Here is a 12,303-nt window from a genome sequence, read left to right on the forward strand (position 1 = left end):
CTTTTCCAGGGCGGCGTTGTACTCCGCCCAGAGGCACTGGAAGCGCGCCGTTTCGCGCATGGATTCGAAAGCCCGAAGCCAGTAATCGAACCGGGCCTGGGCGCCCGCACCTTGAATGCGGGACCGCAGGGCGGCCAGCTCGTCGACGTAGGCGTACGCCGGAGCGACCGCGGCCCAAGGATTGGGATCGGGCCGGATCCCGCCGGGCCCGTCGGTCCAAGTCACCGGGATGGGCAACCGGCCGTCGAGACCGGCGAAAAGAGCCGCGATCTCCGAGTCGGCGCCGCGGCCGAACTGGTTGCGGGCCCAATCCAGATAGAGGTCGTCTACGGGGAGCGAGCGCGGGGTCTCGGGCCAATCGGCCTCGAAATCGGCGACCCGCGGCCCGCCGCAATTGATCTTTTTGGCAAAGGCGGCGCCGGCTTTCGTCTTGCCTTCGACGACCAGGCCGGCCAGGGATGGGTAGTGGATCCGATCACCGAAGTCCACGACCAGCCGGCCGTCTTCGGCCGTGACATTGCGGAAGACCAGGTCGAGCGGCCGGTACCGGCCTACCCGATCGAAGATATCTACGGCTTCGGCGACTTTTTTGCCCTGGATCAGGACATCAAAGACGCGCCCTCCCTTGCGGTCGATCTCCGTCTCGCAAAATTTGAGAGTGACGTCATAACGGCCTTCGGGGACGAGAAGGCGATAGCCCGCGACGCGATCGCGGACGTCCGCGTAAACCACGGCCTGACCCTCGGTCGGCATCGTCCCCTGGGGAGCCCGGACATAAACGCCGTTGACCGGGCCGACGAGATCGGCAAAGTTCATCGGCAGGGTATTCCAGCTCTGATCCCAGGCTGCCTTGGCCAGGGCCATGACGTTGGGCGACAGGATCCGCGTCCGCCAGTGGATGCCGAACAAGCCGTCGCAGCCGAAGCGGCGGGCGTCGACGGCGTCGCGCCGCATCCGGCCGGCCCATAGCTGAGGCGAGGTCAGCGAGGGATCGTCCTCCATCCAGGGGATGACCCACTTGGGGCGATCGCCGATGCGGGCGAACGCGGGATCGACCGGGGCTTTGCCCACCTCGCGGTTGATGCAGCTCACCGCGACGGATTTGGGCAGGCGCTCGTCGAAGAGCGTCCGCCGGCTGGGGGGGCCGAGCACCCAACCGCAAGTGGCCAACGAAAACGGCGCGGCCACATCCTTGGCCGCCTGAACGGCCATATCCAGGTCGGTCATGACCGCTTCGATCTCGGTCGGCTTGGCGTCCGACCAAGTCCAGCTTTCGGTCGTCCATAGCCAGTAATAATCGACCGGGAACGCGGCCGCCAAGCGGCGGAACATCCCGGCATAGAGCTCGCGGATGACCTCCGGCTTAGCCGCGTCCTTGCCTAGCTTTTTCAAGCGCTCCCGGACCAGGGCCGGAACCGTAAGCGGCGTCTCGGTCCCGACGCAGGTCCGGATGCCCAGCCCGCGGGCCAGGGTGAAGGCGCCCCGCAGCATCGCGGCCGTGCGGTTGAAGAGCTCGTTGCTGGCTTCGAGGGAGGACGGCTCGGGCATCAGTCCGAACATGATCTCCGGCCCGAAATCGTCGCGCTCGAAGAGGCCGGAAGCGCCCAGCCGGAAGCGGCCGGTCGGCTTCGGCCGGTAGCCCCAGTTGTGCGAGCCCTGGTTGGAACGCAGCGTGTTCTGCCAGCTGGCCGGGTAGGCAAACGTGACCCGGCCGTCCAGACCCTGGTCCTCCTCCGTGCCGATCCAGACCAATGGCTCGGCGTTGGGGTTCTTCTCGGGGTAGGTGTGCAGCCCGAAGAAGTTCATCCGCAGCTTGGGCAGCTGGGCGAAGACGGCCTTGTAGTCGTCCTCGTTCCACCAATCCGGTCCCTCGGCGAAATCGTGGAACGGCTGGATGCCCCGCAGGGCGAACAGGGGGCGAGAGGTCTCATCCACGTCGGGCAGGCGGATGGGCGCCCGCTCGTCGGGCACGACGTCGCCATCCAGATAAAACCGGACGCCGAACTTCTCGACCAGGGCGTAGGCCGCATACAGGACGCCGGGACCGTCCCCGCCGGCGGCCAGGATATAGGTCCGCTTGCCCTTGTGGAGAGTCTTGAGACAGTAGTCCTCCGGCCCCAGCCGGGGAAACTTCTCGGGAACATATCCCTCGAAGCCGGCCGCCGCCGGATCGCCGGGTCCCGGAAGCCGGGCCGCTCCGCCCGCGACGATGACGCCGTCCGCCTTGACGGCGAAGACGGAGGGGCTTTGGACCGAGGGGCGCAGGCCGCTGCCGTCAGAACGAGGAGGATCGGGACCAGGGCATTCTTCAGTCTCATGACGCTCCCTCCCGAGAGTGGATGGGCGGCCTCGGGCCGCGGGGCTAACGACGGCGGAGAATATCTTTGAACAGGGCCAGAACCCGGTCTTCCAGGGCGGCCTTGAAGCGCAGGACGGAGGCGTCGCGGCCCCCGCCGAGGAAATCGCGGACGAACATCGGCGCGCCGACGCTTATCCGAATGGTAAAGGGGACCGGCCAGGGGACCTGGGTGCCGAAGAGCGCCAACGGAGTGACGGGCACGTGCAGGCCTTCCCGCTCCAGCAGATCGTAGGCCACGAACGCCGTGCCCCGGCCGAACGGCCAGATGTAAGGATTCGGCGCCCGGGGGTCGACCCGCCCGCGCCCCTGCAGCGAAACGACGGCCCGGCCTCGGCGCATGTAATCTTCGCAGCGCTCGACCGCCTCGCGCTTGCCGCTGAGCAGGTAGACGGGGATCGTCCCGATGCGGGCGATGTTGGAAGTGATGAAATCGACGACCAGAAACTTGTACGGGTTGAGGAGGAAGTCCAGCATCAGCCCGGCCCGGCCCATGTGGCGCTTGAGATGTTTGCGGACCAGCGAGGCGAACTCGGACCGGGTGAAGATCTGGGCGTTGGCGTTGAAGAACAGGGGCCGAACCGCGGTCAGGAACAGGGTCGCCACATCCTTGTAAGAGCCGATGTGGTTGCCGATCATGATGTTGGGCCCGCGGCGAACGAGGTTGTCGCCGCCGATGACCTCAATCTTCTTGCCGGCCACGCCGATCCGGCAGATGCGCTCGATCTTGGGAAGGAAGCGCCGGTACTCGGCCTCGTGATCGAAATCCGGGCGCGGGCGTTGCATGGCAGCTTCTAGGTCCAGCCTATTCTAAGCAGAAGCCGCGTTATTGTAAATCGACACCTTATTTTTCGCCCTTTTCCAGGGCCAGATCGAACTTCTCCCTGGCCTTTTTGATCCTCTCCTGCTCCAAGGTGGCCGTGGCCTCGAACTTGGTGGCCATCCCGTCGCGCTTTTCCTTCTCCTTGGCCAGCAGGTCGTCGAGGGATTCCTTTTTCTTGGCCGGCTTCTCCGTCTTGAGGACTTTGCGGCCCTCCCCATCGACCCAGAGCACGGTCCGGCAATGGGGGCAGGTAATCTCGAAAACTTTATCGCTCATACGCCCCAATCTACCAGAACCGGTGGACCGGGGCAATAAACCCGCTCGATACCCCGGGCTGAAGCCCGGGGTATTAGAAGGGTTAATACTGAGCGGCGCTTATGACCCCGATTTAAAAATCGGGCTTTCGGCGCCGCGAACATACGCATCCGAGGCCGGGAAAGCCCGGCCGCCTAGGGCTTGCCGTCGGCTTGGGCCTCGGCTTCGGCGACGCCGTGGCGTTTGATCAGCTTGAACAGGCCCTGACGGGACAGCCCGACGCGCTCCGCCGTGCGGGCTTTATTGAAATCGCAGCGCTCCAGGGCCTGGCGCAGGAAGCGCCGCACGAACTCGGATTTGGCCTCGGCGTAAGTCGAGGCGGGCGCGGCGGACCCCGTTTCTTGGCGCGGATCAAGCTTAGGCGAGAGGTGTTCCGGCCGCACGATGCCGTCATCGCCGCACAGGATGACCGCCCGCTGGACCTCGTTCTGGAGCTCTCGCACGTTGCCCGGCCAGGCATATTGGAACAACAGATCCACGGTCCGGGGGGCGAACCCGACCTTGGGCCGGCCCATCTCCAAGGCGTATCGCTCGGCGAAGCGGTCCAGCAGAAAGAGGAGGTCCGGCCGACGTTCACGAAGCGGCGGCACTTCGATGACGATGATCTTGAGCCGGTAGTAGAGGTCCTCGCGGAAGCGGCCGCGGGCGATCTCCTTCTCCAGGTCTCTATTCGTGGCGCTGAGGAAGCGGGCCTCCACGCGGCGGGTCCGGGTCTCGCCCACCCGCCGGAGCTCCCGTTCCTGCAGGACGCGCAGCAGCTTCGCCTGCAGGGCGGGCGACAGGTCGCCGATCTCGTCCAGGAAAAAGGTCCCGCCGCCGGCTTCCTCGATCAGGCCGGGCTTGTCCCGCATGGCGCCGGTGAATGCGCCCCGGACATGGCCGAAGAGCTCCGATTCCAGCAGGTGCTCGGGGATGGCCGAGCAATTGACGGCGACGAAGGGCTTGTCGGCCCGCCCACCGCGGCCGTGGATCTCCCGGGCAATGAGCTCCTTGCCTGTGCCGCTCTCGCCCACGATCAGGATCGGGGCATCCAGGTCCCGGACCTTGTCGATGAGGGCCAGGATGCGGGCGAACGATTCGCTCGTCCCGGCCAGGATTCCGTTTCCGTTCCGCATGGACCGCCGCCATTTCGCCCTCGCCGCAGGCCTTCGAAACGCCCGCGACAAAAGAGGAGACGCTTAGGCGGAGGGATTTTCTCACTCAGCCGGCAGAAGGCGGCTAACGCTTCCCGCCCAGAATCCCGCCTAAGACGCCGCGGATGATCGAGCGGCCGATCTGGCTGCCCATGGATCGGACCGCGCTCTTGGCCATGGACTCCATCATCGTCTCCCGCGGCCGGCCCGCCGGGCGGGGGGCGCGCGGCGCTTCGTAGGGAGTCTCCGAGGCCGGGGGATATTCGCGCGGCGTTCTCGCCGGCGCCGGGATCGGTTGGGACGGCAGCGGCGGGGCCGCGGGCGCCGTCCTCTGTTCGGCCCGGGCCCGGAGTACCTCGAAGGCCGATTCGCGGTCGATGGCCTTCTCATAATGCCCATAGAGGACGGATCCCTGAATGAGACCGCGCCGGATATCGGAAGCGATCGGCCCGATCTGGCTCCAGGGCGGACGGATGAAGGCCCGCTCGACGACGCCGGGCTGGCCTTTCTCGTCCAGGAAGGAGACCAGGGCCTCGCCTACGGCCAGCTCCCCGATGGCCTTCTCGGCGTCGAGCTTGGGGTTGGTCCGCAGGGTTTCGGCCGCAACGCGGACGGCCTTTTGGTCCCGCGGCGTGAAAGCCCGCAGGGCATGCTGGATGCGATTGCCCATCTGGCCCAGGATGATATCCGGGATGTCGAGCGGGCTCTGGGTGACGAAAAAGACGCCGACGCCCTTGGACCGGATCAGCCGAACGACCTGCTCGATCCGCTGCAGCAGCGCCTCGGGCGCGTCGGCAAAGAGCAGGTGCGCTTCGTCGAAGAAGAAGACGAGCTTCGGCTTGTCCAGATCCCCCACCTCGGGCAGGCGCTCGTAAAGCTCGGACAGGAGCCAGAGCAGGAACGTGGCATAGAGCTTGGGCTGAAGCAGCAGCCTGTCGGCAGCGAGAATGTTGACCAGCCCCTTCCCCTGGCGGTCGGTTTGGAGGAAGTCCTCGATGTCCAGGGCCGGCTCGCCGAAGAGCTTATCCCCGCCCTGCGTCTCGAGATCGAGGAGGGCCCGCTGAATGGCCCCGACCGAAGCCGCGGAAACCCGGCCCAGCCGGGCCGAGATATCGGTCGCGTTTTCCGAGACGTGATTCAGCATCTCCCGCAGGTCCTTGACGTCGAGGAGCAGGAGCCCGTCGTCGTCGGCCACCCGGAAGACCACGTTCAGCACGCCCGCCTGGACCTCATTCAGGTTGAAGATCCGGCTGAGCAGGAGCGGCCCCATCTCGCTCATCGTCGTCCGGACGGGATGGCCCTGGACGCCGTCGATATCCCACAGCGTCACCGGGCTCGCCTGGAACGGAAAGTTCTTCAGCCCCAGCTTTTTAAGCCGCTCGTCGACTTTCGGGTTCGCCCCGCCCGGCCGGGAGATCCCGGACAAGTCGCCTTTGACGTCGGCCATGAAGACCGGGACTCCGGCCGCGCTTAAGCTCTCGGCGAGGACTTGGAGCGAAACGGTTTTGCCCGTGCCGGTGGCTCCCGTGATCAGGCCGTGCCGGTTGGTCATACGGGGGAGCAGATAGAGGTCCTTGGGGCCTTGGGCGATGAGGAGTCCTTCGCTTGGGTTCATGGGGGTTCCTTTCACCATATATATAACCCAACGGGGCGCCGCATGAAAGAGGCCGCACTCGTCCGGGCGGCATTCCGGCCCTTAACTTCCGCGCCGCCGAGGGGGTATACTGCCATATGAAATGGACGAGCAGGAGAACGTCTTGATCGACCGGGTCCTGGCCGGGGACGCGGCGGCTTTCGAGCCGCTCGTGACGCCGTACCGGGGGGCCCTCCTGGGCCTGGCGGCCCGGATCGTCCGCGATCCTGAAGACGCCAAGGAAGTCTCGCAGGAGGCGCTGCTTCGCGCCTTCCGCTATCTCCGTAGCTTCGATCGGTCCCTCGGCTTCCGGAACTGGCTCTATCAGATCGCCGTCAACACGGCCCGTTCCTTCCAAAAAAAACGCCTGGAGCGGGACATCGGCTTGGGCTACGCGGCCCCCGATCTCATCGGACGCCGACCGGCCGAGAGCCCCGAGGCCGGGCACGAGCGGGCCGTTTTCCGGGTCCGGCTGATGGCCTGCTTGGACGGCTTATCCGCCCGCGAGCGCGAAGTTTTCCTGCTGCGCGACATCGAGGATCTCAATGTCGAGGAGACGGCCCGGGTCGTCGGCTCATCGGCCATCTCGGTCCGGGTGCATCTCAGCGCCGCCCGCCGCAAGGTCCGGGCCCGCTACCTGGAGCTCAATCCCCCGACGGACGGGAGCCGGTCATGAAGCGCCGCGGCCGGATGGAATACGCTGCCGCCCGGCGCGATCTCCGTCATTGGGCCGCCGGCGCTTTGCGGCCGGAGTGGACCGAGGACGAATGGCGGGAGTTGCTCAGCCGAGCCGTCCGCCAAGCACCGGAGCCCGCCGTTCCCGAACGGGCGGCTCCTCTCGGACGGCCCGTCTGGGCCGCCGCCGCGATGCTGGCCGCGCTTGTGAGCGGCGCCTTGTTTCTGTCCCTTGGACCGCGGCCGGCCGCCCCGATCCTCCCGGACAGCCGGGCCGGCGAGATGCTGCCGGCCGATCCCAAGGCGCTTGTGTCCCCGCTTTTCGCCCCGAATCCGCTCCTCTCGCATCCGCCCGAAAACCCGCCCGTCTGGATCATGCTTCGTCCCGGGCCGGGGCCGACCGTCTTTTTGTTTCTTCCCCGCCCTTCCGGCCCGTCCAATCGACGCTGATCAGCCCGTGATTCGTTCCAATATGCGGACCCGCTTGGCAACGTCGCGGTAAGTACCGTTCCAAGTCTGCACCCGGCGGAAATGCCGCAGGGCGTCGACGTTCTCGTTGAGGTCCTCCAGAATCTCCGCCCGATCGAAAGTCAGGGCGAAGTCTGCATCCGTCCCCTGTCCGGCCCGGCGCAAGGCTTCGTCGATCCAGCGCAGCGCCTCCCAATGGTTCTTGCGACGACGAAAGGCCTGGGCGATCAAGGCATAGCAATCGATCGTCCGGGTCGGGTCCTCCGCGGCCAGCTTGAACTCGGCCACGGCTTCGTCGAGCAGGCCCTGCTCCAGAAAAGCCAGCCCGAGGTTATAGCGGGTCTCGTAGTCGGCTCGATCGAGCTTCCTCTCCACCTGCCGCTGGAACTCGGCCACGATCTCGTTCAGATCCTTCTCGATCACGGCCGTCCGGTCCTTGATCTGGCGGAAGGACTCGGCCTCGATGGCCTCCAGCTCCTCCCGAATCTTGGCCGTCAGGTCGGGATAAACGATCCTGCTCGCCGGGCTCACCGGATTGGCCGCCAGATCCGTCCCGCCGAAGATCTCCTCCAGCGAAACTGTGTCGGATACGATTTTTTCGGGCAGGGAGAGGGCCGGGGGCGGGGCCCCGGTCCGGCTCCGGCGCTCATCCTCGGCCGCCAGGCGGCTTACGAGGGCGGCCAAATCCTCGGCGCCGGGCGGCGGCGGCTCGGCCGGCAGGGCGCTCAGCTTGTCCTTGATCCGGGGATCGTCGGGATAGAGGAGGCGGAGGTTTTCCAAAATGCGGTGGGCGTTGCGGATCAAGCCCTGCTCGACGAAGAGGTCCGCCTTGGTCAGGTTCGTCAGGATGATCTCCCGGTCCTTGGCGGGCCAAGCGGCGGCCCGTTCCGGCAAGTCCTCGCCGGCCTCCTGGCCCCCCACATCCTTGATCGTCTTCCACTCTTTTTTAAGGGCCCCGTCTTCCGGTCTCAGGTCGAGCAGCTCGCGGACCGTCCGTCGGCGGATGTCTTCGCGGCCCTGGCGGCGGGCTTCCTCGTTGAGTAGCCGGAGGACCGCTTCCAGATGCTCGATCCGCCCGCCCCGACGAAACACGGAGGCCAGCTTGTCCAGGCTGGGGAGATGGGAGGGATGGGACAACAGGATGAGCCCGAGCAGACCGGCCGCCCGGTCCTCTTTGGCCCGGTTGAGCAAGGACGCGACGAGCGGCTCGTAAAGCGTGAAGGCCGCGTCGGGGCGCCCGGAGCGAAGCTCGATGATCCCCATCTTGGCCCGGGCGTCCGCCCGGTCGGGGTCCTCCTCCAGGAGGCGCTGAAAGACGTCCTTGGCCTTGGCGTCCATCCGCCCTTCCAGGTAGAGATCGCCGAGGAGAGCCACGAGCCCCGGCTGGGGGCCGTGCCGACGAATGCTCTCCTCGATCAGCTTGACGGCTTCCTCCATCCGCTGGCCCCGCTTCAGCACCCGAGCCAAGTTGGCCAGGGTCCGGGCTTCCCCGTCCTTGATCCGCAGGGCCTCCCGCAGGACGCGCTCGGCCTCGGCCGCATCGCCGCGGGCGAGATAGACGTCGGCCGTCTCGTTGAGCTCGGCCGCCGCTCGATCGAACAAGCCCGCCGCGGCCAGAAAGCCCGCCAACCGCAGCCTGGCCTCGACGTCCGAGCGATCCAGCCGGGCCAGCTTCTCGGCCAGGGCGATCCGGTCCTTGGCGTCGTCGTCGCCCAGGCGATCCAGAGCCCGGGCGTATTCGCCCTTGGCCTCGCCCAAGAAGCCCAGCCGGCTGTAGAGATCGCCCAGCTTGACGATGATGGAGGCGTCGGCCGGAGCCAGCTTGTAGATGCGCTTGGCCAGGGCCAGCGCCTGGGGGTAGGAGCCGTGCGCCTCCAACGCCTCGACGTTGGCCCGGAAGACACGGACGGCGCGCTCTTCGCGCCCGAGCTGGACGCAGAGATCGCCGATGATGTTGCGGATGGGGATATCCTGGGCCGTGCCGTCCAGGATCTTTTCGTACTCGGTGACCGCTTCGCCCAACCGGCCGGCCTTGACCAGGCGCTCCGCGGCCTCGGCCGGTCGGGGGTGGTCGCTCTTGCCGTTCATTCGAACAACGTCCGCTCCGATTGTAGTGTAAAGCTCCGGCGGTGAAAAGGGGTCGGGCCGAGGAGGTCCAGGGCCCGGTAATGGTCAGCCGTGCCGTAGCCCTTGTGCCGGGCCAGGCCGTAGCCGGAATAGAGGCGGCCGCAGAAGACGAGCAGGGCGTCGCGCAGGACCTTGGCCACAATCGAGGCGGCCGCAATCGAGGTCGAGATCCGGTCGCCCTGCGGAACGGCGCGCTGGGGAAAACCGGCCTCCCGGAGCGGAACGCCGTCGACCAGAACCAGGTCGGGCCGGATGGGAAGCGCGGCCACGGCCCGCCGCATGGCGGCGTGCGAGGCATGGAAGACGTTGAGGCGGTCGACTTCGCCGCTGGGGCTGACGCCGATGCCCACTGCGGCCGCGGCGACGATGCGGCGGACAAGGATCGAGCGGGCTTTCGGCGACAGGCGCTTGGAGTCGTCGGTCCGGGCCAACCAGTCGGGGGGCTCGGCCAGGATCAGAGCGAGAGGGAAGACGACGGCCGCGGCCACGACCGGGCCGCACAGCGCACCGCGGCCGACTTCGTCCACACCGGCCATGATCCGGCGGCCGTCGCCGGCGCCGGATCGCTCCAGGGAGAAGTCCGCCACGGCAGGATCGTCCGCGGCGGCCGGGTCAGCGCTGGTCGCCGCGCAGGCGGGCCGCCTTGCCCTTGAGGGCCCGCAAGTAATAGAGCTTGGCCCGGCGGACTTTGGTCTGGCGGACGACCTCGATCTTCTTGATCGACCGGGAGTGCATCGGAAAGATGCGCTCGACTCCCACGCCGAAGGAGATCTTGCGGACGGTGAAGGAGGAGTTCATCCCGGCGCCGCGCATGGCAATGATGTCGCCGAGGAAGATCTGGACCCGTTCCTTGTCGCCTTCCTTGATCAGGACGTGGACCTTGACGGTGTCCCCGACGGCGAAGGGGGTGAGGTCCTTCCGCATATACTTCTCTTCGACCATCTGCATCGTGTTCATGTTTCGTTCCTTTCCTTGCGGCCGGGGGCCAGAATATGTCGTTCTTCGGTCGTCAGGGGTTGGCGCGTCAGGAGGTCGGGACGGCGGCGGGCCGTCTTCTCCAGCGCTTTCCGCCGACGCCAGGTCTCGATTTTCTTATGATCGCCGGAGAACAGGACGGCGGGGACGGAGTGCCCGCGGAAAGTCCGGGGCCGGGTGTAATGCGGGAAATCCAGCCGGCTCCCGATGAACGAATCGTGCCGGACCGAAGCCGCCTTGCCGACGACCCCGGGCACGAAGCGCGACACCGAGTCCACCACGGCCATGGCCGGAATCTCGCCCCCGGTCAGGACATAGTCGCCGATGGAGATCTCCTCCGTGGCCAAGTGCTCGCCGACGCGCTCGTCGACACCTTCGTACCGTCCGCAGATCAGGACGATCTGGTCCCGGGCGGCCATCTCCTCGGCCAGGCGGCCGTCGAAGGTCCGGCCCTGGGGCGAGAGGAGGTAGATGGGTGTCGCGGCCGAGGTGCGAACGGCCTCGACGGCGGCGAAAAGGGGCTCGGGCTTGAAGACCATCCCTTCCTCGCCGCCGAACGGCCGGTCGTCGACCTGGCGGTGCTTGTCCGTCGTATAGTCGCGCAAATCGTGCACCTTGACCTCGATCAGCCCTTTCTGGATCGCTTTCCGGACGACTCCCTCGGAGAAAACGCCCGAAAACATCTCGGGGAAGATCGTGATTATATCAAATCTCATTCAAGTCCCATAGGCCGTCCGGCGGATCGATCACGATCCGCTTGGCGGCGGTTTCGATCACCGGGCAAACGGCGGAGGCCAGGGGCACCAAGGCCTCGCGGCCGTCGGCCCGCTGGACGACGAGGACGGCCGCGCCGCCGGCTTCCATGACCTCGGCAACGACGCCCCAGGCCTCGCCGCCGGAGGTCGCCACCCGGCAACCGACCAGGTCGGCGATATAGTGGCGGTCGGCCGCCGGGCTCGGCATGGCTTCTTCGGGGACGACGATCTCACAGCCGGCCAGGGCTTCAGCCTGCCCGATCGAGTCCACCCCGCGAAGCTTGAGAACCGAGCCTCCCGGCCGTTGGGTCAGGGATTCGACCCGGTATTCCCGGTCGATCCCCCGGCGCCTCAGGAAAACGGCAAAAAAAAAGCCTCGGGCAGGTTCGTCTCGTCCAGGCGGATCTTCAGCTCGCCCGCCCGCCCCTGGCTGCGCAGAACCGCCCCGATGATCTTCAAATCAGCCTTTCTCGATGATCTCGAGGTTGAAACGGCGCTTGGTCTTCATGCCCGCCGCGCCCAGGATGATGCGGATGGCCCGGGCGGTCCGGCCCTGCTTGCCGATGACCTTGCCGAGGTCCTCGGGAGCCACCTTCAGCTCGAGGATGGTCGTCTGCTCGCCGTCGAGAATGGAAACGGCGACTTTCTCGGGCTGATCGACGAGAGCTTTGGCGATAAGTTCGACGAGCTCCTTCACGGTGACCTCCTAAGGGTGCGAAACGGAATTAGGCTTTTTTAGCCTTCTTCAGGGCTTTCGTCAGGAGGGACTGGACGGTCTCGGAGGGCTTGGCGCCCTTGGCGATCCAGGCCTGGGCCTTGGCCACGTCGATCTTCACTTCGGCCGGTTCGGTCGTCGGATTATAGGTTCCGATATACTCCTTGGCCCTGCTCTCGCGGGGCCGCTCGGAGTCCACCACCACGATCCGATAGGCGGGCCGGTTCTTGGAGCCGATACGAGTCAAACGCATAGACATCATGGGTAGTTAATCCATTCAATTGAAATAGGTTAGAGATAATAGCGAAAAACGCCTCTCAAGTCAACG

Annotated in this window: 14 protein-coding genes; 2 read left to right on the forward strand and 12 right to left on the reverse strand. The window is 66.4% G+C overall.

Annotated elements, in window-relative coordinates:
• From NTZ26_03775 to NTZ26_03795, 5 genes are all read right to left on the reverse strand, one after another.
• Positions 1 to 1,971 (reverse strand): malectin domain-containing carbohydrate-binding protein (locus NTZ26_03775; protein ID MCX6559610.1); only part of this gene is annotated, 1,971 nt, incomplete at its 3' end.
• Positions 1,972 to 2,362: 391 nt separating this feature from the next.
• Positions 2,363 to 3,142 (reverse strand): hypothetical protein, encoded by a 780-nt coding sequence (locus NTZ26_03780; protein MCX6559611.1) that lies wholly within the window; start codon positions 3,140 to 3,142, stop codon positions 2,363 to 2,365.
• Between the two features lie 58 nt (positions 3,143 to 3,200).
• Positions 3,201 to 3,455, reverse strand: a complete 255-nt coding sequence (locus NTZ26_03785) for a hypothetical protein (GenBank protein MCX6559612.1) — start codon at positions 3,453 to 3,455, stop codon at positions 3,201 to 3,203.
• A 173-nt stretch (positions 3,456 to 3,628) separates the two neighbouring features.
• On the reverse strand, positions 3,629 to 4,609 hold the full coding sequence (locus NTZ26_03790; protein ID MCX6559613.1) for a sigma-54 dependent transcriptional regulator: 981 nt from the start codon (positions 4,607 to 4,609) through the stop codon (positions 3,629 to 3,631).
• Between the two features lie 103 nt (positions 4,610 to 4,712).
• Positions 4,713 to 6,242, reverse strand: coding sequence for a DUF853 family protein (locus NTZ26_03795; protein MCX6559614.1), 1,530 nt, complete (start codon positions 6,240 to 6,242; stop codon positions 4,713 to 4,715).
• A gap of 142 nt (positions 6,243 to 6,384) precedes the next feature.
• On the opposite strand from NTZ26_03795, the gene NTZ26_03800 reads away from it, so the two are divergent.
• Both NTZ26_03800 and NTZ26_03805 read left to right on the forward strand, forming a co-directional pair.
• Positions 6,385 to 6,936: an RNA polymerase sigma factor gene (locus tag NTZ26_03800; protein ID MCX6559615.1), complete on the forward strand. Its 552-nt coding sequence runs from the start codon at positions 6,385 to 6,387 to the stop codon at positions 6,934 to 6,936.
• Entirely contained in the window at positions 6,933 to 7,385 is a 453-nt protein-coding gene (locus tag NTZ26_03805) for a hypothetical protein (protein MCX6559616.1), read from the forward strand. Before NTZ26_03800 ends, NTZ26_03805 begins: the two co-directional genes overlap by 4 nt.
• On the opposite strand, the gene NTZ26_03810 is transcribed toward NTZ26_03805, so the two are convergent.
• The 7 genes from NTZ26_03810 to rpsP form a co-directional block, all read right to left on the reverse strand.
• Entirely contained in the window at positions 7,386 to 9,491 is a 2,106-nt protein-coding gene (locus tag NTZ26_03810; GenBank protein ID MCX6559617.1) for a tetratricopeptide repeat protein, read from the reverse strand.
• Positions 9,488 to 10,117 (reverse strand): ribonuclease HII, encoded by a 630-nt coding sequence (locus NTZ26_03815; protein ID MCX6559618.1) that lies wholly within the window; start codon positions 10,115 to 10,117, stop codon positions 9,488 to 9,490. Before NTZ26_03815 ends, NTZ26_03810 begins: the two co-directional genes overlap by 4 nt.
• A gap of 25 nt (positions 10,118 to 10,142) precedes the next feature.
• Positions 10,143 to 10,487 (reverse strand): 50S ribosomal protein L19, encoded by a 345-nt coding sequence (rplS, locus tag NTZ26_03820; GenBank protein MCX6559619.1) that lies wholly within the window; start codon positions 10,485 to 10,487, stop codon positions 10,143 to 10,145.
• Positions 10,484 to 11,221, reverse strand: a complete 738-nt coding sequence (trmD, locus tag NTZ26_03825; protein ID MCX6559620.1) for a tRNA (guanosine(37)-N1)-methyltransferase TrmD — start codon at positions 11,219 to 11,221, stop codon at positions 10,484 to 10,486. Before trmD ends, rplS begins: the two co-directional genes overlap by 4 nt.
• The gene (gene rimM, locus NTZ26_03830) at positions 11,211 to 11,600 is read right to left on the reverse strand and encodes a ribosome maturation factor RimM (protein MCX6559621.1); all 390 of its coding nucleotides are present in this window, start codon (positions 11,598 to 11,600) and stop codon (positions 11,211 to 11,213) included. Before rimM ends, trmD begins: the two co-directional genes overlap by 11 nt.
• A gap of 120 nt (positions 11,601 to 11,720) precedes the next feature.
• Positions 11,721 to 11,957 (reverse strand): KH domain-containing protein, encoded by a 237-nt coding sequence (locus tag NTZ26_03835; GenBank protein ID MCX6559622.1) that lies wholly within the window; start codon positions 11,955 to 11,957, stop codon positions 11,721 to 11,723.
• 28 nt (positions 11,958 to 11,985) lie between these two features.
• Positions 11,986 to 12,237 carry a 30S ribosomal protein S16 gene (gene rpsP, locus NTZ26_03840; GenBank protein MCX6559623.1) on the reverse strand — a complete coding sequence of 84 codons (252 nt, stop codon included), beginning with the start codon at positions 12,235 to 12,237 and terminating at the stop codon, positions 11,986 to 11,988.
• Positions 12,238 to 12,303: the final 66 nt, after the last annotated feature.

It is taken from the genome of Candidatus Aminicenantes bacterium (assembly GCA_026393855.1).
Classification (GTDB): Bacteria; Acidobacteriota; Aminicenantia; order Aminicenantales; family UBA4085; genus UBA4085.

Excerpts from the sequence above, each read along its gene's own strand:
- NTZ26_03790 (MCX6559613.1), bottom strand. The coding sequence starts at position 4,609 with ATGCGGAACGGAAACGGAATCCTGGCCGGGACGAGCGAATCGTTCGCC.
- NTZ26_03785 (MCX6559612.1), bottom strand. The coding sequence starts at position 3,455 with ATGAGCGATAAAGTTTTCGAGATTACCTGCCCCCATTGCCGGACCGTG.
- rpsP (MCX6559623.1), bottom strand. The coding sequence starts at position 12,237 with ATGATGTCTATGCGTTTGACTCGTATCGGCTCCAAGAACCGGCCCGCC.
- rplS (MCX6559619.1), bottom strand. The coding sequence starts at position 10,487 with ATGAACACGATGCAGATGGTCGAAGAGAAGTATATGCGGAAGGACCTC.
- NTZ26_03805 (MCX6559616.1), top strand. The coding sequence starts at position 6,933 with ATGAAGCGCCGCGGCCGGATGGAATACGCTGCCGCCCGGCGCGATCTC.
- NTZ26_03795 (MCX6559614.1), bottom strand. The coding sequence starts at position 6,242 with ATGAACCCAAGCGAAGGACTCCTCATCGCCCAAGGCCCCAAGGACCTC.
- trmD (MCX6559620.1), bottom strand. The coding sequence starts at position 11,221 with ATGAGATTTGATATAATCACGATCTTCCCCGAGATGTTTTCGGGCGTT.
- NTZ26_03810 (MCX6559617.1), bottom strand. The coding sequence starts at position 9,491 with ATGAACGGCAAGAGCGACCACCCCCGACCGGCCGAGGCCGCGGAGCGC.
- NTZ26_03780 (MCX6559611.1), bottom strand. The coding sequence starts at position 3,142 with ATGCAACGCCCGCGCCCGGATTTCGATCACGAGGCCGAGTACCGGCGC.